22 protein-coding genes and 1 tRNA gene are annotated in these 25,994 nt (G+C 66.6%); 12 read left to right on the top strand and 11 right to left on the bottom strand.

The features are described from left to right. Nucleotides 1–138: 138 nt before the first annotated feature. From purH to dusB, 3 genes are read right to left on the bottom strand one after another with little or no spacing between them, the layout of a single operon-like run. On the bottom strand, nucleotides 139–1,716 hold the full coding sequence (gene purH, locus AC1DX2_RS15450; RefSeq protein ID WP_477197700.1) for a bifunctional phosphoribosylaminoimidazolecarboxamide formyltransferase/IMP cyclohydrolase: 1,578 nt from the start codon (nucleotides 1,714–1,716) through the stop codon (nucleotides 139–141). Then, on the bottom strand, nucleotides 1,716–1,952 hold the full coding sequence (locus AC1DX2_RS15445; RefSeq protein ID WP_477197243.1) for a helix-turn-helix domain-containing protein: 237 nt from the start codon (nucleotides 1,950–1,952) through the stop codon (nucleotides 1,716–1,718). Before AC1DX2_RS15445 ends, purH begins: the two co-directional genes overlap by 1 nt. Next, nucleotides 1,949–3,028 carry a tRNA dihydrouridine synthase DusB gene (gene dusB, locus AC1DX2_RS15440; RefSeq protein ID WP_477197242.1) on the bottom strand — a complete coding sequence of 360 codons (1,080 nt, stop codon included), beginning with the start codon at nucleotides 3,026–3,028 and terminating at the stop codon, nucleotides 1,949–1,951. Before dusB ends, AC1DX2_RS15445 begins: the two co-directional genes overlap by 4 nt. Nucleotides 3,029–3,224: 196 nt before the next feature. On the opposite strand from dusB, the gene AC1DX2_RS15435 reads away from it, so the two are divergent. Beyond that, entirely contained in the window at nucleotides 3,225–3,707 is a 483-nt protein-coding gene (locus AC1DX2_RS15435; protein ID WP_477197241.1) for a YqaA family protein, read from the top strand. Between the two features lie 93 nt (nucleotides 3,708–3,800). Continuing rightward, nucleotides 3,801–4,997, top strand: a complete 1,197-nt coding sequence (locus AC1DX2_RS15430; RefSeq protein WP_477197240.1) for an MFS transporter — start codon at nucleotides 3,801–3,803, stop codon at nucleotides 4,995–4,997. A 31-nt stretch (nucleotides 4,998–5,028) separates the two neighbouring features. On the opposite strand, the gene AC1DX2_RS15425 is transcribed toward AC1DX2_RS15430, so the two are convergent. From AC1DX2_RS15425 to AC1DX2_RS15415, 3 genes are all read right to left on the bottom strand, one after another. After that, nucleotides 5,029–6,885 carry a M61 family metallopeptidase gene (locus AC1DX2_RS15425; protein ID WP_477197239.1) on the bottom strand — a complete coding sequence of 619 codons (1,857 nt, stop codon included), beginning with the start codon at nucleotides 6,883–6,885 and terminating at the stop codon, nucleotides 5,029–5,031. A gap of 31 nt (nucleotides 6,886–6,916) precedes the next feature. Beyond that, on the bottom strand, nucleotides 6,917–7,651 hold the full coding sequence (locus AC1DX2_RS15420) for a DsbC family protein (RefSeq protein WP_477197238.1): 735 nt from the start codon (nucleotides 7,649–7,651) through the stop codon (nucleotides 6,917–6,919). Nucleotides 7,652–7,717: 66 nt separating this feature from the next. Beyond that, nucleotides 7,718–8,848, bottom strand: a complete 1,131-nt coding sequence (locus tag AC1DX2_RS15415; protein ID WP_477197237.1) for an FAD-dependent monooxygenase — start codon at nucleotides 8,846–8,848, stop codon at nucleotides 7,718–7,720. Nucleotides 8,849–8,920: 72 nt separating this feature from the next. Here AC1DX2_RS15415 and AC1DX2_RS15410 point away from each other — a divergent pair, with 72 nt between their 5' ends. Next, nucleotides 8,921–9,799 carry an MOSC domain-containing protein gene (locus AC1DX2_RS15410; RefSeq protein ID WP_477197236.1) on the top strand — a complete coding sequence of 293 codons (879 nt, stop codon included), beginning with the start codon at nucleotides 8,921–8,923 and terminating at the stop codon, nucleotides 9,797–9,799. A 432-nt stretch (nucleotides 9,800–10,231) separates the two neighbouring features. Continuing rightward, the gene (ychF, locus tag AC1DX2_RS15405; protein WP_477197235.1) at nucleotides 10,232–11,326 is read left to right on the top strand and encodes a redox-regulated ATPase YchF; all 1,095 of its coding nucleotides are present in this window, start codon (nucleotides 10,232–10,234) and stop codon (nucleotides 11,324–11,326) included. A 25-nt stretch (nucleotides 11,327–11,351) separates the two neighbouring features. Here the strand turns inward: ychF and paaK are convergent, their stop codons facing one another. From paaK to AC1DX2_RS15390, 3 genes are read right to left on the bottom strand one after another with little or no spacing between them, the layout of a single operon-like run. Then, nucleotides 11,352–12,671 carry a phenylacetate--CoA ligase PaaK gene (gene paaK, locus AC1DX2_RS15400; protein WP_477197234.1) on the bottom strand — a complete coding sequence of 440 codons (1,320 nt, stop codon included), beginning with the start codon at nucleotides 12,669–12,671 and terminating at the stop codon, nucleotides 11,352–11,354. Between the two features lie 3 nt (nucleotides 12,672–12,674). Next, a complete protein-coding gene (gene paaI / locus AC1DX2_RS15395; RefSeq protein WP_477197699.1) occupies nucleotides 12,675–13,118 on the bottom strand; it encodes a hydroxyphenylacetyl-CoA thioesterase PaaI in 444 nt (147 codons plus the stop codon). Between the two features lie 8 nt (nucleotides 13,119–13,126). Next, nucleotides 13,127–13,924, bottom strand: coding sequence for an enoyl-CoA hydratase-related protein (locus tag AC1DX2_RS15390; RefSeq protein WP_477197233.1), 798 nt, complete (start codon nucleotides 13,922–13,924; stop codon nucleotides 13,127–13,129). A 109-nt stretch (nucleotides 13,925–14,033) separates the two neighbouring features. Between AC1DX2_RS15390 and AC1DX2_RS15385 the strand changes: the two genes are divergently transcribed. From AC1DX2_RS15385 to AC1DX2_RS15375, 3 genes are all read left to right on the top strand, one after another. Further along, nucleotides 14,034–14,813 (top strand): enoyl-CoA hydratase, encoded by a 780-nt coding sequence (locus AC1DX2_RS15385; protein WP_477197232.1) that lies wholly within the window; start codon nucleotides 14,034–14,036, stop codon nucleotides 14,811–14,813. Between the two features lie 15 nt (nucleotides 14,814–14,828). Then, nucleotides 14,829–15,614 (top strand): hypothetical protein, encoded by a 786-nt coding sequence (locus AC1DX2_RS15380; protein ID WP_477197231.1) that lies wholly within the window; start codon nucleotides 14,829–14,831, stop codon nucleotides 15,612–15,614. Between the two features lie 45 nt (nucleotides 15,615–15,659). Continuing rightward, a tRNA-Met gene (locus AC1DX2_RS15375) sits at nucleotides 15,660–15,736 on the top strand. Between the two features lie 59 nt (nucleotides 15,737–15,795). Here the strand turns inward: AC1DX2_RS15375 and AC1DX2_RS15370 are convergent. Beyond that, nucleotides 15,796–18,720 carry a YncE family protein gene (locus AC1DX2_RS15370; protein WP_477197230.1) on the bottom strand — a complete coding sequence of 975 codons (2,925 nt, stop codon included), beginning with the start codon at nucleotides 18,718–18,720 and terminating at the stop codon, nucleotides 15,796–15,798. A gap of 91 nt (nucleotides 18,721–18,811) precedes the next feature. Between AC1DX2_RS15370 and AC1DX2_RS15365 the strand changes: the two genes are divergently transcribed. Continuing rightward, complete coding sequence (locus AC1DX2_RS15365) at nucleotides 18,812–19,696, top strand: alpha/beta hydrolase (protein ID WP_477197229.1); 885 nt, start codon at nucleotides 18,812–18,814, stop codon at nucleotides 19,694–19,696. Between the two features lie 25 nt (nucleotides 19,697–19,721). On the opposite strand, the gene AC1DX2_RS15360 is transcribed toward AC1DX2_RS15365, so the two are convergent. Then, nucleotides 19,722–21,032 (bottom strand): serine hydrolase domain-containing protein, encoded by a 1,311-nt coding sequence (locus AC1DX2_RS15360; RefSeq protein WP_477197228.1) that lies wholly within the window; start codon nucleotides 21,030–21,032, stop codon nucleotides 19,722–19,724. Between the two features lie 189 nt (nucleotides 21,033–21,221). Here AC1DX2_RS15360 and AC1DX2_RS15355 point away from each other — a divergent pair, with 189 nt between their 5' ends. Genes AC1DX2_RS15355 through AC1DX2_RS15340 form a run of 4 tightly spaced genes read left to right on the top strand, consistent with a single transcriptional unit; the run spans nucleotide 21,222 to nucleotide 25,989 of the window. Then, nucleotides 21,222–21,848: a hypothetical protein gene (locus AC1DX2_RS15355; RefSeq protein WP_477197227.1), complete on the top strand. Its 627-nt coding sequence runs from the start codon at nucleotides 21,222–21,224 to the stop codon at nucleotides 21,846–21,848. Then, on the top strand, nucleotides 21,848–23,515 hold the full coding sequence (locus AC1DX2_RS15350; RefSeq protein WP_477197226.1) for a sulfatase-like hydrolase/transferase: 1,668 nt from the start codon (nucleotides 21,848–21,850) through the stop codon (nucleotides 23,513–23,515). The genes AC1DX2_RS15355 and AC1DX2_RS15350 overlap by 1 nt, the downstream gene beginning before the upstream one ends. 30 nt (nucleotides 23,516–23,545) lie before the next feature. Continuing rightward, entirely contained in the window at nucleotides 23,546–24,634 is a 1,089-nt protein-coding gene (locus AC1DX2_RS15345) for a formylglycine-generating enzyme family protein (protein ID WP_477197225.1), read from the top strand. Then, nucleotides 24,631–25,989, top strand: coding sequence for a DUF1254 domain-containing protein (locus AC1DX2_RS15340; RefSeq protein ID WP_477197224.1), 1,359 nt, complete (start codon nucleotides 24,631–24,633; stop codon nucleotides 25,987–25,989). Before AC1DX2_RS15345 ends, AC1DX2_RS15340 begins: the two co-directional genes overlap by 4 nt. The last annotated feature ends 5 nt before the right edge of the window (nucleotides 25,990–25,994 follow it).

The following is a 25,994-nucleotide window of genomic DNA, read 5'->3' as shown; positions in this document are numbered from 1 at the left end:
GGCCGGGGTAGACGGACATCCGACAAGGTGTTGAGTACAGCGCACCGCTTCGCGGTGGTCTGTTCCGCAAGGAACAGCCGACAATCAGTTGGGGACAGAGCAAAATCGCTGCGCAATTTTGGTCTGTCCCGCAAGGTTTCAATGTCGGAAGTGCCGCTGGCCGGTGAACACCATGGCCACGCCGCGCTCGTTGGCGGCGGCGATCACCTCGTCATCCCGCATGCTGCCACCGGGCTGTATCACGCAGGTGGCGCCAGCATCCACCACCACGTCCAGGCCATCGCGGAAGGGGAAGAAGGCGTCGCTGGCGACCGCCGTGCCCTTGAGCGACAGCTTGGCGTGCTCGGCCTTGATGCTGGCGATGCGGGCCGAATCCAGCCGGCTCATCTGGCCGGCCCCCACGCCCATGGTCATGCCGTTGGCACAGAACACGATGGCGTTGGACTTCACATACTTGGCCACCTTCCACGCGAACATCAGATCGTCCATCTGCTGCGGCGTGGGTTTGACGGTGGTCACCACCTTCAGGTCGGCCAACTGCACCAACTGGTTGTCGGCGGTCTGCATCAGCATGCCGGAGCCCACACGCTTGACGTCCATGCTATTGCGCCCGGCATCACCGTTGGCCGGCAGCTCGATCTGCAACAGCCGCATATTGGCTTTGCCTTTGAAGATCTCCAGCGCCTCGGGCGTGAAGGCCGGGGCGATCAGCACCTCGATGAACTGCTTGTTGACCTGGGTGATCTGCTGCGCCGTGGCGCCGTCCAGCGGCACGTTCACCGCCACGATGCCGCCATAGGCCGAAGTCGGGTCGGTCTGGTGCGCTTTGTTGTAGGCCTCCAGCACCGTCTTGCCCACGCCCACGCCGCAGGGGTTGGCGTGCTTGACGATGACACAAGCGGCGCCGTCCGCGGCCGGCGCGAAGCTCTTCACGCACTCCCAGGCGGCGTCTGCGTCGGCGATGTTGTTGTAGCTCAGCTCCTTGCCCTGCAACTGCTTGGCCATCACCAGCGAGCCGGGCGCCGGGTACAGGTCGCGGTAAAAGGCGGCCTGTTGGTGCGGGTTCTCGCCGTAGCGCAGGTCCTGCAGCTTGACGAAGCGGCCATTGGCCTGGGCCGGAAACAGCGCATGGCTGCCATCAAGCTGTATGCCCGACAGGTAGTCGCTGATGGCGGCGTCGTAGTTGCTGATGCGGTTGAAGGCCGCCACCGCCAGCGCGAAGCGGGTTTCCTTGCGCAGGCCACCGGCGCGCAGTTCGTTCAACACACCGGCGTACTGCGCGGCGTCGGTCAACACCGCCACGTCCTGCCAGTTCTTGGCGGCGCTGCGCACCATGGCGGGGCCGCCAATGTCGATGTTCTCGATCGCGTCTTCCAGCGTGCAGCCGGGCTTGGCCACGGTGGCCTCGAACGGGTACAGGTTGACCACCAGCAGGTCGATGGTGCCTATGCCATGTTCCTTCAATGCGGCCATGTGCTCGGGCAGGTCACGGCGCGCCAGCAGGCCGCCGTGCACGAAGGGGTGCAGCGTCTTGACGCGGCCGTCCAGCATCTCGGGAAAGCCGGTCAGCTGGGCCACCTCGGTCACCGGCAGGCCATTGTCGGCCAGCAGCTTGGCGGTGCCGCCGGTGGACACCAGTTGCACGCCCAACGCGTGCAGGCCCTGGGCCAGTTCCAAAATGCCCGTTTTGTCGGAAACCGAGATCAGTGCTTTCATCATTTGGCCAGTTTGTGGTCGACCAGCTTCTTGCGCAGCGTGTTGCGGTTCAGTCCCAGCCACTGGGCTGCGCGCGATTGGTTGTTGTCGGCGTGCTGCATGACCACTTCCAGCAGCGGCTTCTCCATCACGCGGACCATCATGTCGTACATGCCGTCCGGTTCCGTCCCCCGCAAATCCTTGAAGTAGCCCTCCAGGCTGGTGCGCACGCATTCTTCTATGTGCTTTTTGCTCATGCCGCCATCTCCGTCATCGTCAGCTCGTTTGTTGTCACCACGTCGTCATCCCCTGCGCCCAACGCCACCTGGGCGGCGAAATCGGGGATTCTATCTGCGCCGGTTTGCAGCTCATCGAAGTAAGCGGTCACCGCCGCCACCTGATCAGGCGCGTTGTCCAGCAGGTTCATGCGGGCGCGAAACGCCTCGCCGCCGGGCAGCGCCTTCACGTACCAGCCTATGTGCTTGCGCGCGCTGCGCACGCCGGTGAATTCACCGTACAGCACATAATGGTCCTGCAAATGCTCCAGCAACAGGCGCTTGACCTCGCTGACCAGCGGCGGCGCCAGATGGGTGCCGGTGGCCAGGAAGTGAGCGATCTCGCGAAATATCCAGGGCCGCCCCTGGGCCGCGCGGCCGACCATGATGGCGTCTGCACCGGTGCGGGCGAGCACGTCACGCGCCTGCTCGGGTGTGCGTATGTCGCCATTGGCCACCACCGGCACCCGCACGGCGGCTTTCACCGCCGCAATGGTGTCGTATTCGGCCTGGCCGCCATAGCCCTGCTCACGCGTGCGGCCATGGATGGTCAGCATCTGCACGCCAGCGCTTTCTGCCGCACGGGCAATCGCCAACGCGTTCTTGTTCAACTGGCTCCAGCCGGTGCGCATCTTCAGCGTCACCGGCACATTGCGCGGCGCGCAGGTGGCCACCACCGCTTCAACGATGGCGATGGCCAGAGTTTCGTCCTGCATCAGCGCCGAGCCAGCCCATTTGTTACAGACCTTCTTGGCCGGGCAGCCCATGTTGATGTCGATGATCTGCGCGCCCCGGTCCACGTTGTAGGCAGCGGCCTCGGCCATCATCTGGGCGTCGGTGCCGGCGATCTGCACCGCGATGGGGCCTGCCTCGCCATCGTGGTTGGCGCGGCGCGAGGTCTTCAGCGAATTCCACAGATCGCGGCGCGAGGTCACCATCTCGCTGACGGCATAGCCTGCGCCCAACTGCTTGCACAGCTGGCGGAACGGCCGGTCCGTCACACCCGCCATGGGGGCGACAAACAGCGCATTCGTCAAATTGAATTGACCGATGTTCATCAAATCGAAATGGGGAGGCGGGGGGTGACAGTGGGCCGAGGTGACCGGCGGGCATGCCGGGAAAAGGATTCTAACTGCTTAAGTTTTCAGCAACCGAAATGTGGCGGAAAAATTTAAACCCTGTTGCGCGTGTGACGCTTGCGTGACAAGTCTTTGGCCATACATATATACCTATACTGGTCGACAAGACCTGCCCATGCCTGACTGGATACAACACCTGCTCGACCTGCTCGCCCTGCCGCAGTACGGCCTGAGCACGGTGTTCCTGGTGTCCTTCATTTCGGCCACGCTGTTGCCGCTGGGCTCGGAGCCGGCGGTGTTCGGGCTGATCAAGCTGAGCCCGGAGCTGTACTGGCAGGTCATCGCCGTGGCCACGCTGGGCAACACGCTGGGCGGCGCGGTGGACTGGTGGATGGGCTACGGCGCCCACCAGGCCCTGGACAAATACAGCGGCTCCAAGACGCACCTGCGCGCGCTGGACTGGTTGAAGCGCCTGGGGCCCAAGGCCTGCCTGCTGGCCTGGCTGCCGGTGATAGGCGACCCGCTGTGCGCGGTGGCCGGTTGGGCCAAGCTGCCGTTCTGGCCTTGCCTGGCCTACATGGCAGTGGGCAAGTTCCTGCGTTACGTGACGATGACCACGGTGCTGATGCAGCTGTTTGACGCCACCGTGGGGCGCTGACACTGGCCACCGCTGATTTCCCGCACCGGGCACGGGAATTGCAAATCGCCCATGCTCGGGCCTTTCCCGCTTCGTCTCGCACAACAACAGCCCATGACTGCCAACGCAACGGCGCAGCCTGCTTCGCCGTCCCCCACTCTCTCCGCCTGGATGACGCTGCTGCTGGCCTTCGCCTGTGGTTTGCTGGCCGCCAACCTGTACTACGCGCAGCCGCTGGCCGGCCCCATAGGCACCGCGCTGGGCCTGGCCCCGAGCGCCACCGGCTTGATCGTCACGCTGACGCAGATTGGCTACGGCCTGGGCCTGCTGCTGATCGTGCCGCTGGGCGACCTGCTGGAAACGCGCCGCCTCGTGTGCGGGCTGATCGTGCTGGCGGCCGTGGCGCTCTTGGGGGCAGCCTTGTCCACCCAACCGCTGCCGTTTCTGGCGGCGGTGCTGGGCATAGGCCTGGCGTCGGTCGCTGCACAAGTCATCGTGCCGTTTGCGGCGCACCTGGCGCCGGTGGCCGTGCGAGGCCGGGTGGTGGGCAATGTGATGAGCGGGCTGCTGACCGGTATCATGCTGGCGCGGCCCGTCTCCAGCGGCATCGCGCAGTTGTCGTCCTGGCACACGGTGTTCTACCTGTCGGCGCTGGCCATGCTGGCACTGGCCCTGTTGTTGCGCCTGGCGCTGCCACAGCGCCAGCCCAGCACCACGCTGCGCTATGGCCAACTGCTGGCCTCGATGGTGCAGCTGCTGCGCGACACGCCGGTGCTGCGCCGGCGCGCGCTGTACCAGGCCGGCATGTTTGGTGCCTTCAGCCTGTTCTGGACCACCACGCCGTTGCTGCTGGCCGGCCCCGAGTTCAACGTGTCGCAAGGCGGCATTGCCTTGTTCGCACTGGCAGGCGTGGCCGGCACCATCGCCTCGCCCATCGCCGGCCGCATGGCCGACCGCGGCTGGAGCAAACCCGCCACGCTGATGGCCATGGGCATGGCCATTGCTGCCTTTGCCATCACGCACATGGCCGGCCAAGGCTCCACACTGAAGCTGGCGCTGCTGGTTGTCGCCGGCATCGTGCTGGACTTCGGCGTCACCACCAACCTGGTGGTGGGCCAACGCGCCATCTACACACTGGGTGACCAGGTGCGCAGCCGGCTCAATGGCTTGTTCATGGCTACCTTCTTTGCCGGCGGCGCCATAGGCTCAGCCGCGGGCGGCTGGGCTTATGCGCATGGCGGGTGGATGTGGACTTCGATGCTGGGGTTGGCACTGCCGGCGGCGGCGCTGGCGTACTTCTTGACCGAGTGAGGCCGGCGCTGGCAGCCGAGCCGGCGAAGCTTCAGCCTCCCAGCCACTTGCCAACAACAGCGGCGTCGCGTATCGCAAGCCGCACCGTGGTCTGCTGCGCCTTCGGCAACACCAGTGGCAACCGGCTGATGCGCTTGTCGCGCGCCACCAGGGCCACCAGCTTGGTGGCCGTGCCCAGGTACAGCGGCAGTTCGTCCAGCTTGTTCAGGCGCCAGGTGGTGGCCTTGGCCCCATTGCCCACTTCCACGCCCAGCCACTCGTCGCCGCTGGCAAAACCGGCCTGCTCGGCCACGCCACCGCGCAGCACCGCCTTGATCTGCACCGCGCTGCCCTCGCTGACGCGCAGGCCCAGCGCCTGGGCGTACTGGGCCGGGTCCTCCAGCGTGTTGACACCATGGGCCTCCAGCAGCTTTTTCAGCGGCAGGTCTCGTCTGCCGTGCACCCAGTCGGCCAGCTCCTTGTCGTAGGCGCGGCCGGTCTGGGCTTTCAGCTCGTCCAGCAAATCCTGCTCGCGCATGGGGCCGCCCTGGCAGCGCCTCCACAGGCCATGCATCACGCGGTCCAGCGTGGTCTTGCCCTCGGTGCGCAACGTCAAATCCAGGCACAGCGCCACCAGCGCACCCTTGGTGTAGTAGCTGATGGTGGCGTTGGGCGTGTTCTCGTCCTGCCGGTAGTACTTGACCCAGGCGTCAAAGCTGGCCTGCGCCACCGACTGCACCAGCCGCCCCGGCGCCTGCAGCACCTGGTTGATGGTCTTGTTCAGCAGCTTCACATAGTTGGCATCGTCCACCAGGCCAGCACGGCGCAGCAACAGGTCGTCGAAGTAGCTGGTGAAGCCCTCGAAGAACCACAGCAACTGCGTGTAGTTCTCTTGCGTGTAGTCATAACGCGCCAGCTCGATGGGGCGCAGGCGCTTGACGTTCCAGGTGTGGAAATACTCGTGGCTGATCAGCCCCAACAGCGTGGTGTAGCCCTCGGGCTGCTTGGTGGTGGCCGGCTGCAGCGCCAGCGCGCCCTGGCGTGGCAGGTCCTTGCGGGCGCAGATCAGCGCGGTGCTGTTGCGGTGCTCCAGGCCGCCATAGCCGTCGTCCACCGCGTTCATCATGAACAGGTAAGAGGTGTAGGGCGGTTTTTCGGCCAGTTTGGCGCTGCCCGGCGTGACACCGTGCCAGAAGCGTATTTCGGCCTCGCAGATTTTTTGCGTGTCGGCCAGCAGGCGGTTGCCGTCAAACGCCGGTGGCGCGCCGGCCACCACGAAGCGGTGCGGCACGCCACAGGCGATGAAGCTGCCGCTCCAGAACGTGCCCAGCTCCACCGGGCAATCCGCCAACTCGTCATAGTCGGCGGCACGGTAGCTGCCGAAGCCGGCCTTGTTGGTCTTCAGCGGCACCAGCCCGGTGGCCACCTGCCAGCCAGCGGCCGGGCTGTTCTTGGGCGGTGCCACCAGCTCCAGTTGATGTTCATGGCTTTCCTGGCCCAGCACGCGCAGGCACAGGCTGGTGCCGTTGAAGAAGCCGCGCGCGGCATCCAGCCAGGCGGTGCGCACCGAGTTGTCAAACGCGTACACCTCGTAGCTCAGCGCCAGCGGCTGGCCAGCCACGCAGGGGATCTGCCAACTGCACTTGTCCAACTGCTGCGGCGCCAGCTTGCGGCCACCCTGGCTGGCGGACAGATGCTGCAGATTCTTGGCAAACTCGCGCACCAGGTAGCTGCCGGGTATCCACACCGGCAGGGCCACCTGCTGGTTGGCCGCCGGTTGCGGCACCGTCAACGTGACGCGAAACAAATGGGCCTGCACCTGGGCCAGCTCCACCCGGTAGTGCACGGGTGGCAAGGCTGCGGTGGCGGATTGGTTGGCAGAAGCGGAGGACTTGTTCTTTTTGGGCATGGGGCCGCCGATCAGGAGGGGTTGTTGGGGCTTACAACGTAGCCTTGCGCAGCAGCTTTTCCACGTCCTCGGCCGGCAGCGCGCCAGGCACCCGGGTGCCATCGGCAAAGATCAACGTCGGCGTGCCGTTGAACTTGTACTTCTGCCCATAGGCCAGGTTACGCTGAAGCGGGGCGATGTCGCAGGGCGCGCCCAGTTGCACGGCAACCACCTTTTGCTCGCGCACCATCCAGTCCATCCAGGTCTTGGCGGGGTCCTTGGAGCACCAGATGTTCTTGGACTTCTCGTGCGAGTCGGCCGACAGGATGGGGTAGAGGAACAGGTGGATGGTGACGTTGTCGATCTTCTGCAGGTCGCGCTCAAACTGCTTGCAGTAGCCGCAATTGGGGTCTTCAAACACGGCCAGCTTGCGCTTGCCGTTGCCGCGCACGATGGTGAAGGCGTCCTTCACCGGCAAGCTGCTGAAGGCCACCGCCGTCAGCTTGTTGACGCGCTCCTCGGTCAGGTTCTTGCGGGTGCTGACGTCCACCAGTGTGCCGCCCTCGATGATGAAGCTGCCCTTGGCATCGGTGTAGAAAATGTCGCTGCCATTGACGCGCACCTCGTACAACCCGGGCATGGGGGTGGGGATGACTTCCTCGATCTTGGGAAAGTTGGGCAGCTTGGTGGTCAGGCTCTTGCGGATGGCGGCTTCCTGCGCCTGGGCCAGCAGGCTGGTGGCGGCCAGCAGCAGGGCCAGCAGGGTCTTGAAAAAGTGGTGGTGCATGAAGGTTGCCCCTGGCGGGGTGTGTGGTTTTCGATTCGTTCCTGTCGGTCTCTTGCGGCCGCGGCTTCAGCCCGTGGCCTGGCGCACCGCCCAGTGCTTGAGCGCACGCAGATGGTCAAAGCCGTTCATGCCGGCATTGCGCAGCGCGCCCCAGCCGTCTTGCGGCAGCGCAAACAGTTGCTGCAAGCCGTCGGTGGCCACGCCCATCTTCAGTATCTCCGTCTTCCTGGCCCGCTCATAGCGGCGCAGCAGTTTGTCGTCCGCCACGCCGCGCCAATAGTCCCGCCCACGCAATGCCTGGGCCAGCTCGGCCGCGTCGCCCAAGCCCAGGTTCAGCCCCTGGCCGGCCAACGGGTGCACGTTGTGCGCGGCATCGCCCGCCAGCACCCAGGCGCCGCCGCCGGCATCAGCGGGCATGGGGCCTGTCCAGCGCTCGGCCTGGGCGCGCTGCAGCGGCCAGTCGTGCCGGGCGCTGACCAGCGCCAGGTTGCCCAAGGCGCCGCCGCTGAAGGCGCGCAGCCGGGCACAAAACTCGTCCTCGGCACAGGCCAGCAACTCCGGCGCACGCTCGTTGTGGACTGACCACACCAGCGCCAGCAAGTTCCCCTGTGGCCCGCCCATGGGCAAGAAAGCCATGATGTCGCCACCGGAAAACCACTGCCGCGCCAATTGGCCATGCGGCTGCTCGGCCTGCAGCCGGGCGGCAATGGCACGCTGTGGATAGGGGGTAACGTCAAACGGCACGCCGAATTCGGCCCGGGTGCTGCTGGCACGGCCCTCGCACACCACGGTCAGCGGGGCCGGTGGCGCGATGTCCAGCACCTCGATCTGCGGCTGAAAGCGGGTGGCCTGCTCCAGCTGGGCCTGCAATTGCGCCACATCGGCAATCCAGGCCAGCGCCGGGGTGCCTTCCTGACCGGCGTCAAAGTTGACCGAACCGCCCTGGTCGCCATGCACCTGCATGCCCAGCACCGGGGTGGCGTGGGTCTCGTCAGGCCAGCAGCGCACCGACTCCAGCAGCGCGCGCGAGCGCTGGTTCAGCGCATAGGCGCGCACGTCGGACAGCTCGGCCGCCCGCGCGGCGGCCGGCGGCACCACCAATGCCACGCGCAGGCGCTCGCGCGCCAGCAGCAGCGCCAGCGTGCGGCCTACAATGCCAGCGCCGCGTATGCAAACATCGAAAGCTTGATGAGCCATTGGCCCGATTGTAGAAGCCGGGCTCTGGCACCGCCGGCAGCTCCTTGAACAGCCCTTGGAAGCCCCCCACCCATGAACACTGCTTCAGCCATGCCCTCCGACGCAGACGTGAGCGCCCGCATCACCCGCCTGTTCGTCTACCCCGTCAAATCCTGCGGCGGGGTCGAACTGCAGCAGGCTGAACTGACCGAATGGGGGCTGGACCTGGACCGCGCCTGGATGGTGGTGGACGAAGCCGGCGCGCTGCGCACCCAGCGCGAGCTGCCGCGCATGGCGCTGATCAAACCCCAGATCAAGCATTCAGAGGTGGTGCTGCGCGCGCCCGGCATGCTGGCCCTGCACCTGGCCGTGGACAAGGTCGAGCAGCCCACCCGCGCCCGCGTGTGGGACGACGAGGTGGCCGCCTTCGACATGGGCGACCTGGCGGCGCAGTGGTTCACCGACTACCTGGGCGTGCCTTGCCGGCTGGTGCGCTTCGACCCCGATCACCGCCGCCTGTCCAGCAAGACCTGGACGGGCGAGGACGAAGCGCTGAACCAGTTCAGCGACGGCTACCCGCTGCTGGTGCTGAGCCAGGCCTCTGTGGACGGGCTGAACCAGCGCCTGGCCAAGGCCGGCGAGGCGGCGGTGGGCGTGGAGCGCTTTCGCCCCAACATCGTGCTGGAAGGGTTGGACGCGCACGACGAGGACCGGCTGGACCTGTTCCACATCGCCACCGCGGATGGCGTAGTGCGGCTGCGCCCGGTCAAACCCTGCCCGCGCTGCCCCATGCCCAACATCGACCCCGCCACCGCCATCAGCACGCCGGTGGTCAGCGACACCCTGCAGACCTACCGGCAAGACCCGCGGGTGGACGGCGCCATCACCTTCGGCATGAACGCCATCACGCTGCAGGGACTGGGTGCCACCTTGGCAGTGGGGCAAGCGGTGAGCGGCAATTACCAGTTCTAGGCTGACTGTGGTCTGGCGCTGGTAGCCTGTACGAACGGGGGAAGAGTCTGCGGGCTGCCGACGCCGCTGGTGCGCGTGGCTACGGGAATGTCCCCCGGGCCTGCGGCCCTCCTCCTTGATTTCCCTCCGCCACACGCCCCAGCGACATCGGGTCAATTGGCACGCCTGACGCTGAACGCCTGCCACGCTGGCAGGATCAGGTCGATGCGGCATTCGGCGCAGCGGCATCAAGGAGGAGGGCCGAAGGCCCGGGGGACAGCCGCGGAGCCGAGTGCCGTGTCGGCCTGATCACCAAACCAAGCATCGCGCGCTCCGGACGACTGCAGGAAGCTTCGCAACGCTCAAAGAAAGTAGCGGCGGGTTTAGAGAGCCGCCATCAGCCCGGGACAATGCCCATCGCATACACTATCCCCCCTGTTTCTGGGGACCAGCATGAGTTTGAAGTGTGGCATTGTGGGCTTGCCCAATGTCGGTAAATCCACCCTGTTCAACGCCTTGACCAAGGCCGGCATCGCCGCCGAGAACTACCCGTTTTGCACCATCGAGCCCAATGTGGGCATCGTCGAACTGCCCGACCCGCGGTTGGCGCAACTGGCTGAGATCGTCAAGCCCGAGCGCATCGTGCCGGCGATCGTCGAGTTCGTGGACATTGCCGGCCTGGTGGCTGGCGCCAGCAAGGGCGAAGGCCTGGGCAACCAGTTCCTGGCCCACATCCGCGAGACCGACGCCACGGTGAATGTGGTGCGCTGCTTCGAGGACGAGAACGTCATCCACGTGGCCGGCAAGGTGGACCCGATTGCCGACATCGAGGTGATCCAGACCGAGCTGTGCCTGGCCGACCTGGCCACGGTGGACAAGAGCCTGGCGCGCTACACCAAGGTGGCCAAGTCGGGCAGCGACAAGGAAGCCGCCCGCATCGTCGCCGTGCTGGAGAAATGCCATGCGGCGCTCAACGAGGCCAAGCCGGTGCGCGGCATCGCCTTCAGCAAGGAAGAGCTGGTGGTGCTGAAACCCTTTTGCCTGATCACCGCCAAGCCGGCGATGTTCGTCGGCAATGTGGCCGAGGACGGTTTTGACAACAACCCGTTCCTGGACCGCCTGCGCGAGTACGCCGCCGCGCAGAACGCGCCGGTGGTGGCCATCTGCGCCAAGATGGAGGCTGATATGGCCGACATGAGCGACGAGGACAAAACCCTGTTCCTGTCCGAGATCGGCCAGGACGAGCCGGGCCTGAACCGCTTGATTCGCGCCGCCTTCAAGCTGTTGGGGCTGCAGACCTATTTCACCGCCGGAGTGAAGGAAGTGCGCGCCTGGACGGTCGCGATCGGCGCCACCGGCCCTCAGGCGGCCGGCGTGATCCACACCGATTTCGAGCGCGGCTACATTCGCGCGCAGACCATCGCGTTTGAGGACTTCATCGCCTTCAAGGGCGAGCAGGGCGCCAAGGACGCGGGCAAGATGCGCAGCGAAGGCAAGGAATACATCGTCAAGGATGGCGATGTGATGAACTTCCTGTTCAACGTGTGAACAAGGCGCCCTCCCGGGCGCCTTGTCATTTGCGCAAGTCCACCACCCGCTTGGCCTTCCCCAGGCTACGCTCCACACCGCCTTCGGCGCGCAGTTCAACGTCTGCCGTGGTGCCGATGTAGGCCTTGATTTCGTGTTGCAGGTGTTGCGCGGCGGCGCGCGCGGCCATGCTGTCAGGCGAGATGTCCGCGCGGGTTTCCACCACCACGGTCAGCGCGTCGAGGCTGCCATCCTTGCGCAGCAGGCACTGGTAGTGCGGCGCCAGTTCGGGGCGCTTCAGGATCAGCTCCTCGATCTGCGTCGGGAACACGTTGACGCCGCGGATGATCATCATGTCGTCGCTGCGGCCGGTGATCTTTTCCATGCGCCGCATGGTGCGCGCCGTGCCGGGCAGCAGGCGCGTCAGGTCGCGCGTGCGGTAGCGGATGATGGGCAGCGCCTCCTTGGTCAAACTGGTCAGCACCAGCTCACCCATCTCGCCGTCAGCCACCAGCTCGCCGGTCTGCGGGTTGATGATCTCGGGGTAGAAGTGGTCTTCCCAGATCGTCGGCCCGTCCTTGGTCTCCACGCACTCGCAGGCCACGCCAGGGCCGATGATCTCGCTCAGGCCGAAGATGTCCACCGCGTGCAGGCCCATGCGCTGCTCGATGGCGGTGCGCATGTCGTTGGTCCACGGCTCGGCACCGAAGATGCCCATGCGCAGGCTGCAGGCCGCCGGGTCCATCCCCTGGCGGGCAAACTCTTCGGCGATGGCCAGCATGTAGCTGGGCGTGACCATGATGATGTCGGGCTTGAAGTCGGTGATCAGCTGCACCTGGCGCTCGGTCTGGCCGCCGCCGAAGGGCACCACCGTCAGCCCCAGGCGCTCGGCGCCATAGTGCGCACCCAGGCCGCCGGTGAACAGGCCGTAGCCGTAGCTGACGTGCACCATGTCGCCCGGCCGCGCGCCAGCGGCGCGGATGGAGCGCGCCATCACGTCGGCCCACATGCTGATGTCGTTCTTGGTGTAGCCCACCACCGTGGGTTTGCCGGTGGTGCCGCTGCTGGCATGCAGGCGCACGCACTGCTCACGCGGCACGGCGAACATGCCAAACGGGTAGCTGGCGCGGAAGTCCTGCTTGGTGGTGAAGGGGAATTTGGCCAGGTCGCTCAGCGTGCTGCAGTCGTCCGGGTGCATTCCGGCGGCGTCGAACTTGGCGCGGTACACCGGCGAGTTGGCATAGGCATGGCGCAACGTGGCGCGCAGGCGCTTCAACTGCAGCGCGCGCAGCTCGTCCAGGCTGGCGGTTTCGATCGGGTCCCACGGCAGGCTTTTCGTAACGCTGGGGGGGCTACTGCTGCTCATGTCTCAGGCTTCCTCGTTGTCTTGCGCTACCACCGTGCCGGCAACCTGCGCGCTTTTTCCCCGGAACAGCGCCACCAGCTCGTCGCGCTGGTTGCGCACGCGGATGTCGTAGATGCCGCTGCGCTTGCCGCGGGACTGCTCCACCGCCTCGCTGGTCAGCACATCGCCCAGCTTGGCGGGGCGCAAAAAATCGATGCTGCAGCCGGCCGCCACCGTGCTGGCGTTGTGGCTGTTGCAGGCAAAGGCAAAGCTGGAATCGGCCAGCGTGAAGATGAAGCCACCGTGGCAGATGGCGTGGCCATTGAGCATGGGCGGGCGCACCGCCATGCGCATCACTGCGCGGCCGGGCTCGCAGCTGAGCAGCTCCATCTGCATGAACTCGCGCGACGCGGTGTCGGCGGCGAACATGGTCTGGCCCACCTGGGTGGCCAATTCCTGCGGGGTCAACGGCACGCTCACTCCCCCTTGAAATTGGGTGCGCGTTTTTCCAGGAAGGCTTGCACGCCCTCGATGTAGTCGTGCGTGCGGCCCAGCGCAGACTGGGTGTCGCGCTCGGCATCCAGTTGCTGGTTCAGCGTGCGCGTGCTGCCCTCGCGCAGCAGCGTGCGGGTGGTGGCCAGCGCCTTGGTGGGCATCACGGCCAGCTTGGCGGCCATGGCCTGCGCGGCGGCCACACAGTCGTCGGCCACGTCCCAGATCATGCCCCAGTCCTTGGCCTGCTGGGCTGGCAGCTTGTCGCCGGTCATGGCCAGCGCCATGGCGCGTGCCAGGCCCAGGCGCTCCACCAGCAGCCAGCTGCCGCCGGAGTCGGGCACCAGGCCGATCTTGCTGAAGGCCTGGATGAAGCTGGCCGACGGCGCCGCGATGGCGATGTCGCACAGCATGGCCAGCGAGGCGCCGGCACCGGCGGCCACGCCATTCACCGCCGCGATGGTGGGCATGCGCAGGCTGACCATGCGGCGTGCCGTGGGGTTGAAGGCTTGTTCGATCACCGGGCCAGGGTCAGCCCGCGCCACCAGGTTGGGGCCGGGCGTGAAGTCGAACTCCGACAGGTCGGCACCGGCGCAAAACCCGCGCCCCGCACCGGTGATGACCAGCGCGCGCACGGCGGCGTTGGCCTCGGCCTGGTCCAACGCGGCCCACAGGTCGCGGTGCATCTGGCGGGTGAAGCTGTTCAGCGCTTGCGGGCGGTTCAGCGTGACGGTGGCGATGGCGCCAAGTTCGGCATACAGCACCGTGGGTTCTGCGGACATAGGACAATCCTTGGCAAGTGAAACGCATCCAATCTACCATTAACCGACCAATCGGTTGGTTAATGTTTACCCTGGCATATAGTGTGACCAAACCCTACGGAGACTGCAAATGACTTACGAATTGATCACCGTCCGCACCGAAGCCGACAAGGTGGGCATCATCACGCTGAACCGGCCCAAGCAGTTGAACGCGCTGAACGACCAGCTGATGGACGAGCTGGGCGCCGCGCTGAAGGCCTTTGACGCCGACCGCGCCATTGGCTGCATGGTGATCACCGGCAGCGAGAAAGCCTTTGCCGCCGGTGCCGACATTGGCGCCATGGCCAACTACAGCTTTGCCGATGCCTATGGCGGCGACTACATCACCCGCAACTGGGAAGCCATACGCGGCATACGCAAACCGGTGATCGCCGCCGTCAGCGGCTTCGCGCTGGGCGGCGGCTGCGAGCTGGCGATGATGTGCGACTTCATCATCGCCGCCGACAACGCCAAGTTCGGCCAACCCGAGATCAAGCTGGGGGTGATCCCCGGCGCCGGCGGCACGCAGCGGCTGCCGCGTGCAGTGGGCAAGAGCAAGGCCATGGACATGGCGCTGACCGCCCGCATGATGGATGCGACAGAGGCCGAGCGCGCCGGCCTGGTCAGCCGCGTGGTGCCGCTGGACAAGCTGATGGAGGAAACCCTGGCCGCCGCCATCACCATCTGCGGCTTCTCGCAGATCGCCACCATGGCGGCCAAGGAGTCGGTGAACCGCGCTTTCGAGGGGTCCCTGAGCGACGGCGTGATGTTCGAGCGCCGCATGTTCCACGCGCTGTTCGCCACCACCGACCAGAAGGAAGGCATGGACGCCTTCGTCAACAAGCGCAAGCCCGAGTTCCAGCACCGCTGAGCGTTGGCGCACGGCATGACCGCTGGTTTGAAACGGCTGCTGGCGGCCGCCTGGGTCGTGCTGCCATTGCTGGCCGCCTGCGGTGGCAACGCCCAGGCCATGGTGATGATCCGCGAGGGCGACACCGTGGTGCTGGCCGGCCCGGTGGTGGCCGAGGACGGCGACAAGTTCCGCCGCCTGCTGGCCCAGGGACCGCTGACGCGCGTCATCCTGCTGGGCAGCCGGGGCGGCAGCATGAATGGCGGTCTCAGCGTGGCCAACCAGATACGCGCGCACGGCATCAACACCGTGGTGGCGGGGCCGTGCTCCTCATCCTGCGCGGTGATCTTCATGGGCGGCGTGGAACGCCAGATGATGGGCGGCAAGACGCTGGCACAGACCCGGCTGGGTTTTCACGGCCCGCACAACCGCACCACCAGGAATGTGACCGCACGCGGCGCCGACCAGCTGTACGACTGGCTGGAAAAGAAGAGCGATGGCAAGTTCAGTGGCGAATTGCTGGATCGGGCCATGCGGATCACGCATGCCGGCGACATCCTGTTTTTCTATTACAGCCATCCCCTGCAACCACCAGACCAGCCCAGCGTGGTGTTCTGCCCCGAGCATGTGCGCCTGCGCAGCCTGTGCCAGCAATTCCCCGGTGTGGACGCCTTCAGCGCCGGTGTGCTGACCACGCGCACGCTGTTCCCGCCGGACACGCCCATCTACGCCACCGCCGTGGCCGCCCAGCCACCCCAGGACGCCGCCAGCGCGCCGCAGGAGCCTGGGCCGGAAGCGGCCGTGCCGGCACCCCAAAAATAAGGGGGTTTCCGGCCGGCGCCGACTCGGGCTATAATATTGGGCTCAGGCGCTTTAGCTCAGTCGGTTAGAGCGATGGAATCATAATCCACAGGTCCGCGGTTCGAATCCGTGAAGCGCCACCAAAATTGACGAGAAACCCGCCCTGGCTGATGCTGGTGCGGGTTTTTTCATTCGGGCCGTCCTAGATTTTCGGCGCCCACCCCGGCGGCATGCAGGTGAAGGTGATCTGCTGCCCCGGCTGGCGCGCCAGCGCGCGCAGCGCGTCGTCGGTGGTGACGGCGCCGCCATCGTCGCGCGCATAGCGGCCATCAGGCGCCATCACGAAGGTGGTGGCCCGGCCGGCCACCACGCCGCGCGCCACCAGCGCGCATTCGGTCGCGTTGGCACCCAGCATCTTGGACGCAAACGGCGTCATGGCGCGCGCGCGCAGCAGGTCGATGCGCGGGCCCACCGCGCTGCCATTGTTGGCGTCCAGCGTGATCTGCTGGCCGACGATGGGCGCCAGGTCGTTGTCGAAGGCCAGCATGAAGGCCTCGACATCCCGGCGTTGCGTGTCACCGCCGGTGAAGCCGACACGGCCACCCAGGGCGCTGTTGAACACCTTGGCCTGGAAGAAGCGGAACAAGGTGTCCACACTGGCGTCGTTGGTGAAGCCGTAGCCCCGCATCTGCTGGCCCTGGTGGGTGTTGTTGCCGCTGTTCTCGGAAGCGTTGGCGGCCATGCCAAACATGCCCACCCGCTCGTACAGGTTGCGCAGCTGCGGGATCTTCATGGTCTGCGGCAGCGCTTCGAAGCTGGACTGGCCGTCGCCGCCGAAGAAGCCTTTCGCCGGCGCCAACGTGTGGCAGCCCTGGCAGGTGAAGCCCAGGCCGGTGATCGGTATGCCGTCCGACATGTGGCCGGTGCCCACCGGTTTGCCCTCGGCATCGCAGACCACGGCAACGCCGGTGCCGCTGTCCAGCCCCTCACAGCCCATGAAGAAGCTGCGGCCACGGGCCTGCGATGCGGTCAGGTTGTTGTCCAGGTTGCGCACCGGGTTGGGCGGCGGCGCCATGGCCAGCGCGAAGTTGGAGAACGACTGCATGTCTGCCGCCGGCAGCGGCGTGCCGCGGCCCAGCAGCGCCGGGAAGGCAGCGATGAAGTTCTTGAACGACAGCTCGGCGTCGAACGGCGGCACGGCGCTGGGGTCGGTGCCGGCCTCGCCTGAAAAGCGGTCGCCACGCCAATGCATCGCGCCGTGGTTGACCATGCCGCGCAGTGTCTGCGTGCCCATGGGCCCCTTCATCGGGTGCAGGGTCTGCACCTGCCCGGTGCCATTGATGTTGGTGCCCAAGGCACCCAGCGCCAGCTTGACGGTGACCGGCGTGACCACGGCCTTGCCATCCGGGTCGCCCAGGTCCCAGGCCAGGTGGTCGGTGTTGCCGAAGATGTGGCAACTGGCGCACGACGCCTCGCCGTTGGAGGACGAAATCTTGGCGTCATACAGCAGCGGGCGCCCGGCCACGATGGCGCTCGACTCTGGGCTGAACAGTATCTGGTGCGACACCTCGCGCTTGGCGGCAAGGTCGATCACCGAGATGCCGCTGTCAAACCGGGTCGCCACATACAGGCGCTGGCGCGCCTCGTCCAGCACCAGCCCGCTGGGGCCGCCGCCAGACACCGTGATGTAGCCGGCGCTGAGCTGGGTGGGGTCGAAACTGTTGTCCTCCAACGCCGCAGTTGGAAACACACCCACCTTGCTGGAGCCGAAGGCGGCCACATACAAAGTCGCACCATCGCCCGAGACCACGATCTCCAGCGGCGTGGACAGGCTGTGCTGCCTGACGCTGTCGGGCGCCGGGCGCACCGCGTAGTTGATGTGCTTGTTCAGGTGGCGCGCGGCCACGGCCGCACCCCTGAGCACCGTGATGCGGGTCTCGGCCAGGTGGCCTTGCAAGGTGGTGCCGGCGAAGATGCCGGCGCCTTCAAAACGCAGTTCGTTGCGGGATTCGGTGTTGGACACGTACACCGCGCCGGACTTCGGGTTGACCGCCATGTTGAACAGCGTGGTGCCCACATGCGCGAAGCTACCCTTGGTGGCCAGCAGCTCGGCGTCGATGACAAACACATCGTCGTCCGCCAGGTTGAAGCGCACCACACCCGACCAGTCACGACCCCGGGCATCGCGCCAGCGGTTGCTGGCATCGGCCTTGACGATCAGGCCCACGCGCGGCGCCGGCACGCCGGAGGCATTGGTCGCCGGGCCCAACGCGGAGCCTGGTATGGCGTTGCCATTCACGGTGCAGGGCGTGTCGTTGTCGAACCCATCGCAGGGCAGCAGTGGCGAGATCGATGTGGTCTGGTTGCCGGAATGGTGGGCCGCCGCGTAGACCGTCTTGCCATCGGGTGTGACAGCCAGCGCCCGTGGCGTGTCGGTGGGCAGGGTCAGGATGGCCAACGGCACGCCGCCCAGCGCATCACCGGGTTGTGCGGCGTCAAACACCCAGACGTCGGCACGGCCGACCCCCGCCGTGGTGAGCTGCGGGTCACCCGCGCCCGGCACCGCCGCCAGCGTGGGGTTGCTGCGCTGCTGGCCCCGGTGCGCGGTGGTGATGAAGGCGCGCTGCCGGTTCGCGCCCGCGAAGACGATGTCACGCGGCTCGTCCCCCACCAGCAATGTGCGCACCACACGGGCCGGCGTGCTGGCCACATCGACCACACTGATGCTGTCCGACAGGTGGTTGACCACCCACACCTCGCCGGCATTGCGCACCGCCACCGCCACCGGCTCCAGGCCAACGTCGACAGAGGCCACCAGAGCCAGCCCCGACGCCGACACGCTCAGGATGTCCAACGTGCCCGCGCCGGTGTTGGCCATGAACAGGCGCGTGCCGTCGGCCGACAGGGCCAATGGCCGCACCGGGCCGCTCTCGAAGGTGAAGCGCCGCTCCGCCGGCACGGCCGGGGGGATGACGGGCACCACCGGTGTGACCACCGGCGGCGTGGTCGTGCCGGCTGAGGAGCCGCCGCCATTGCCGCTGCAAGCCGCCACCAGCAGCACAGCGAATACGGCACAAAGGCTCAAGCCCGAGAAACGCTGGGCGACCGGTGAGTGGTGCAACTGCATGGCGGCCAGTATGCCGCAAGCCCCTGCTTTGTAAAGCCATGTCCGCATTCGCTGGCCAGTCACGTTATCCTGAATACCAGGAGGAGACACCATGCAGTCATCCAGGGCGGCCACCAGCCTGCCATGCACCCCACGCCCGCGACGACGCATCAACCTGGGGCTGACAGCGGCCATGGCCTTGACGCTCACCTGGGTTCTGACAGCTTGCGGCGGTGGCGGTGGTGGCGGAGCCCCTTCCAGCACACCCACCCCAACCACGCCGACCACACCGATTCCCGAAGTGGCACACGGCGACACAAGCAACGCGCTGGTGACCTCATCCGCCGGCGTGGACTACCCGCTTCGCATCTACCTGCCGGTGGGGTATGACAAAAGCCCGGGCACCAGCTACCCGGTGATCTATGGGCTGGATGGCGACATCTGGTTCGGCCAGATGGCCACCACGCTGGATGAGCTGGGCATCAAGGCCATCCTGGTCGGCATTGGCCGCAATGACCGGCGCGACTTCGACTACCAGGTGACCGGCGCGCTCGCGTACTACCGCTTCGTCACCCGCGATCTGGTGCCCTTCATGGAGAGCCACTACCGCGCGCTGGCCAGCCGGCGCACCCTGGTGGGCCATTCCTTCGGTGGCACCTTCGTCGAGTTGGCGTTCTTCATGGACCAGCTGAGTGCCAGCCCCTACTTCAGCAACTACGTGTCGCTGGACGGTGCGTTTGACGAAAACAGCTCCGACCTGAAGGTGTTCAGCCAGGAGCAGGCGCTGGCCGACGCGCACCCCGCGCAGGTGAATGCCACCTACGTGCTAGCCGGTGCCACCTGCTGCCACTATGCCATTGGTGCCCAGTTGTACAACCAGCTTCAAGCCCGCCGCTACGCGGGCCTGAAGCTGTCACTGGTGTCTTATGCCGAAAACCACGTCAACATGTTCTTGCCGGCCTACCGGGACGCGATGAAGTACCTGTTCACGCCCTGAGTGGCGGCAAAAACCCAGACCCCGGTCACTTCATCAGAAACTTCGCCAGCGCCATGTAGGCGGGCAACGACGTCGGGTCATTGCCCGCGTTGGCCGCGATCGGGTGCGATGCGTAGCGCGCGATCACCATCTCGGCCTTCGGGTCGATGTAGATGGCCTGGCCATGTACACCGCGCGCCATGTAGGCACCGTGCTCGTTGTGCAGGTTCCACCACATGTCGCGGTAGCTGCCGCCGGTCAGCAGCACATAGCCCGCCTTGGCGAAGTGGGCCTTGTCGCCCCCCTTGCGGACATCGGCCACCACCGCCTTGGGGATGATCTGCTGGCCGTTGAAGTAACCGTCCATGCGCATCATCTCGCCGAAGCGGGCCAGGTCGCGCAGGCTGGTGTTCAGACCACCGCCGGCGAATTCGTTGCCAACAGAATCAACGGAGAAATACGCATCCTGCTCGGCGCCCAGCTTGCTCCAGATGCGGTCCTGCAGGTACTCGCCAATGGACTTCCCCGTCACGCGGCGAATCACCCAGCCCAGCGCGTCGGAGTTCACCGTCTTGTAGGCAAAGGCCTTGCCGTGCTCGCCCTCGGCCTGCACCGTCTGAAGGAACTCGTAGAAGGTCTTGGGGCCAGCGTAGTTCGGCGGGCGCGGCAGCACGCCGCCGGCGCGCACGTGGTCAAAGACCTCGGCCTTGGGGTCGGCATAGTTCTCGGAATACTTGATGCCGGTGGTCATGTCCATCACCTGGCGCACGGTGGCGTTGCCAAAGCCGGTGTCTTTCAGCTCGGGCACGTATTTGGCCACCGGTGCGCTCTCATCCAGCTGGCCTTCGGCCACCAGTGTGGCAGCCAGCGTGCCGACGAAGGATTTGGTGACCGATTGCGCGATGTGCTGCCCCTGAGGCTTGAGCACGCCAAAGTATTTCTCATACACGATGCGGCCTTTGTGCAGCACCACGATGCCATCGGTGTAGTTGGCCAGCAGCGACTGCGCCCAGGTCATGCTCTCCGTGCCGCCCAGCGGCTGGAACGCCAGCGCGTCGATCTCGGCCGTGCGCTCGGTGCGCGGCAGCACGCTGGCCGCGCCGGTGCCGCGCCACACATTGGTGGTGGGGCCCATCTGGCGCGAGTTGGAAAACGTCCAGCGCCAGCGCGGGAAGGTGTAGAAGCTGCCGTTGGCAAAGGCGATCACCTTCTCTGGCGGCGGCGGCGAGCCCACCATCCAGCCCAGCGTCACGGGGTCGCTGGCGATGGCGTCGGGGAATTTGGGCGGCACCGGTTGCTGAGCCTGTGCCAAGGTGGTGGCGGCCAGCAGGGGTGCGGCCAGGAGCTGTGTGGTCATACGTCGCCAGGTGGTGGTCTTGGTCATGGGTTCTTGTCTCCGCAGTTGTTATCAGTGACCGGGTGATTATCGGCAGCGCTCGCACCGTGGCAAGGCGGCACCGGGCCAGGCCAGGCGCGTGCGGGACAGCCCACACCCGTGTTTTCCCTCTGTTGCACTTTACAATACACAAGTGTATGGTTCAGCCCCATGTCGAGCAATCTGCTGTTTTTGCTGGCCTGGCTGTTGCCGTTTGGCTTGTTCCTGTTGTGGTACGGCGGGCGCGGCCGACCGCTGAGCAACACCGAGGTCGAGGCTTTCATGGCCGAGTTGAAGGCGCGCGTCCGGGGCCCGCTGGATGCCGCGCTGGTTGAAGAAGTGCGCACGTTGGCCGCCGGGGATGACGGCCGCGAGTTCGTCATGCAGAACCTGGCGCGCTACCGTGCCCAGGCGGTCTATCCCGAAGACCTGCGCCATTTCGGCAGCGACGCCCGCGCCGCCGACCGGCGCTACGGACGGGCCATCATGCCGCACCTGTTGCGCTACGGCAATGTGCCGGTGTTCATCGCCCGGCGCAGCGGCAGCTTTGTGGAGCCGGCCGGCGGCGCTCAGGCCTGGCATTACGTGGCCATGGTGCGTTACCGCAGCCGGCGCGACTTCCTGCGCTTTGCCACGGCGATCTCGCGCGCCGACATCGCCGTGCACAAATGGGCGGCACTGGAGAGCACGCACATCTTCCCGGTGCAACCGGTGTTGAGCCTGATCATGGTGCGCGGCACGGTGGGCGCGCTGCTGCTGTTGCCGGCCTTGGCGCTGCGCGCCCTGGTGCTGCCGTGATGGCGCGGCGGCGCAAGCTGTGGGGGGGCCTGCTGCTGGTGCTGCTGGCACTGGCGGCCTTGGCCTACACCCAGCGGTTGAAACTGCTGCAGTACTCGCTGGGCTGGCACACCGACATCGTGCACCCGCGCGAGCCCAATCACGCTGCGCCCTGGATGCCGGGGCCGGTGCAAGCCGCCGCGCCGTTGGCACAGCGGCCGCCCAACGTCATCGTCATCCTGGCCGATGACCTGGGTTTCAACGACGTCACCACCTATGGCGGCGGCCGCGCCGATCAGGGCGTGCCCACACCCAACATCGACGCCATCGCCCGTGATGGCGTGCGCTTTGACGCCGGCTATGCCGGCAGCGCGGTGTGCACGGTGTCACGCGCGGCGCTGCTGACCGGCCGCTACCCCTGGCGCTTCGGCGTGGAGTTCACCCCCACGCCCGGCGCCATGGCGGCGGTGGCCGGCGACCTGTATGCCGACCCCGACCGCCTGTACCCGGTGGTCATCGACAAGGACAAGGCCCGCCAGGCAAAGGACTTCAACGACCTGGGCCTGCCGCCGTCGGAGTTGACGCTGGCCAAGCTGCTGAAAGCGCGCGGCTACCACACGCTGCACATCGGCAAGTGGCACCTGGGCAGCACACCCGAGATGCGGCCCAACAACCAGGGCTTTGATGAAACCCTGTTCATGGAAAGCGGCCTGTACCTGCCGGTGAATGACCCGCGCACCGTCAACGCCCGGCAGGACTTCGACCCCATAGACCGCTTCCTGTGGCCCAACATGCGCTTTGGCGTCAGCTACAACGCCGGCAAATGGTTTGAGCCCGCCAAGTACCTGACCGACTACTTCACCGACGAGGCCGTCAACGCGATACAGCGCAACAAGCACCAGCCCTTCTTCCTGTACCTGGCGCACTGGGGCGTGCACACGCCACTGCAGGCCAGCAAGGCGGACTACGACGCGCTGCCCAACATTCCCGACCACCGCCGCCGCGTCTACGGCGCCATGATCCGCTCGGTGGACCGCAGCGTGGGTCGCATCCTGCAGACGCTGAAGGACGAAGGGCTGGAGGACAACACCATCGTCATCTTCACCAGCGACAACGGCGCGCCTGGCTACATCGGCCTGCCCGAAGTGAACCAGCCCTTTCGCGGCTGGAAGCTGACCTTCTTCCAGGGCGGCCTGCGTGTGCCCTATGTGGCCAAGTGGCCGGGGCATATTGCAGCCGGCACCCGGTATGCGGCGCCGGTGTCCAACATCGACATCCTGCCCACCGTGGTGGCCGCCGCCGGTGGCCAACTGCCCAAGGACCGGGTGGTCGACGGCGTCAACCTGCTGCCACACCTGGGCGTGCAGCCCACGCCGCAGCCTTCTCGACCGCTGTTCTGGCGCGACGGCCCCTACCGCTCGGTGCAGGACAAGGGTTGGAAGCTGATCAGCGCCGAGCGGCCGAAGAAAGACTGGCTGTTCAACCTGGCCGACGACCCCACCGAGAAGCACAACCTCGCCGACAGCCAACCGGCCAGGGTGGCCGAGTTGAAAGCGCTGCTGAAGACGCACAACGCCAGCATGCCGCCACCGCTGTGGCAGTCCTTCATCGAAATGCCCATCCTGATCGACAAGACGCTGGACCAGAAGCAGACGCCCAGCGATGAATACACCTACTGGGTCAACTGAAGGTCAACGGCTACGGGATAGCATGCGCGGATGATGCGGAGCAAGTTGTCACCCCTTTTACGCGCGAGCCTGGTGCTGAGCGCGCTGGCGCTGCTGGCTGGCCTGGGCTGGGTCTGGCTGCGCGGCGTGGTCGATCCCACCGCAACGCCAGCCACAGCACAGCCTTCAGCAGCAGCAGCGCGGGCCGAACGCCTGCAGTGCGCGCTGCCTGCGCAGCCCGCACAAACCGGAAGTGCCACGCAGCAGGCCCACCCCGGGATGGTGTGGGTACCGCCAGGCAGCTACACCATGGGTGACACCCGCTACCCCGAAGAGCAACCGGCGCGCAGCGTGCAGGTGGCCGGCTTCTGGATGGACCGCACCGAGGTCACCAACGACCAGTTCGCCGAATTCGTCAATGCCACCGGCTACGTGACCGTGGCCGAGCGGCCGGTGGACGCCAAGAGCCACCCCGGCCTGCCGCCAGACATGCTGCAAGCCGGCGCGGTGGTGTTCGTGCCGCCCAGGCAGATCAGCGGCAAGGACGATATCTCGCAATGGTGGCGCTACATCCCCGGCGCCAACTGGCGCCACCCAGGCGGGCCGGCCACCGGCCTGGAAGGCCACGGCGCTTTCCCGGTGGTGGCGGTGACGCTGGAAGACGCCCAGGCCTACGCGCGCTGGAAAGGCCGCATGCTGCCCACCGAGGCGCAATGGGAATGGGCCGCGCGCGCCGCCACACCGCAAGCGCTGCCTGAGCACGAACAACCCAAGGCCGCCAACACCTGGCAGGGTCTGTTCCCCACCGTCAACTCCAGTGAGGACGGCTTCACCGGCCTGGCGCCCGTGGGCTGCTACGCGCCCAATGCGCTGGGCCTGTTCGACATGATCGGCAATGTGTGGGAGCTGACCACCGACACCTGGCGCCCCCACCCTGCCGATGCCACAGCGCCGGACCAGGTGCCGGCCGCATTGCGCGGCGCCCCCGCCAGCCAGGGCACGGGCCAGCATGTGATCAAAGGCGGCTCCTTCCTGTGCTCGCCCGACTACTGCATGCGCTACCGCGCCGGCGCGCGCCAGCCGCAGGACGACGACCTGGGCGCCAGCCACCTGGGGTTTCGCACCATCCAGCCACCATGACGGCGCAACGCAAGAAGAAGCTCTTCATCGGCTTGCTGGTGCTGCTCACCCTGGCTGCTGCGTTCTACATCACCGCCCAGCGGGTGCTGCTGGGCGCGCGGGCTTACCTGTTCGGCTACCCGCTGGTCATCATGGACGTGACGCGCGAAGGCGCCGCCCGGACCCTGGGGCCGCCCAACCAGTTGCAGCGGCTGCGCAAGTTCCCCGATGCCAGCTTCCGCGCGGTGGTGCGGCCCAATGTGGACACGCTGTACACCATCGCCTTCATCGACACCGACGCCGGGCCGTGGGTGTTCACCATGCCGCCCAATGACCAGCGCTACGAGCTGATGCCCTTCATGGACGCCTGGACCGACGTCTTCACCAGCCCTGGCACCCGCACCGTGGGTACCCAAGGCGGCCGCTACCTGATCGCCGGGCCGCACTGGCAGGGCACGGTGCCCGCGGGCATGGCGCTGATGCGCGCGCCCACGCAGCTGCTGTGGCTGCTGGGCCGCACGCAGACCAATGGCGCGGACGACTACGCCACCGTGCACGCGCTGCAGGACGGCCTGAAGCTGGAGCCGTTGAACCCCGGCACCGCCCCCGCCCCTGCCTTCGCCCAGCAGCCAGGCCAAAGCCTGGGCGCGCCAATCCAACAGATGCAGCAGATGGGCATCACAGTGTTCTTCCAACGCCTGGCGCAGTTGATGGTCAACAATCCGCCGCGCCCGGCCGACGCGCCCATGGTGGCCCAGCTGGCCGGCATGGGCGTGGTGGCAGGGCAGCCGGTGCAGTGGAATGCCTGGCAACGCTTCTGTGTCGACGCCGGCCGGAAGCTGGCCGATTGGCGCGTGGCCGAGGGCCTGAAGAAACCGCACCAGCGCGTGCGCGGCTGGTTCTCACCGCCGGCCAATCTGGCGAACTTCGGCACCGACTATGCGACACGCGCTGGTGTCGCCATGGTGGGCCTGGGCGCCAACCTGCCGGCCGATGCCGTCTACCCCAGCACACGTGAGGACGGCCAGGGCGAGATGCTGAACGGCAGCCACCGCTACCGCCTGCACTTCGCGGCCAATGCGCTGCCACCGGCCAAGGCGTTCTGGTCCATCACCGCCTACGGTGCCGACGATTTCCTGATCGCCAACCCACTGAACCGCTACGCATTGGGCGACCGCGACAAGCTGCGCTACAACGCCGACGGTTCGCTGGACATCTGGGTGCAGGCACAGGTGCCCACCGACCCACAACAACAGGCCAACTGGTTGCCGGTACGCGCCAACGAACCCTTCACGCTGAACGCGCGCCTGTACTGGCCCCAACCCGAGGCGCTGGACGGCCGCTGGGGCATGCCAGCGGTGCAGCGGCTGGACTGAGAGGG

It is taken from the genome of Hylemonella sp. P2_B10 (assembly GCF_056404875.1).
Note: the sequence above shows the minus strand (reverse complement) of the source record. Positions and strands in the feature narration are given on the sequence as shown.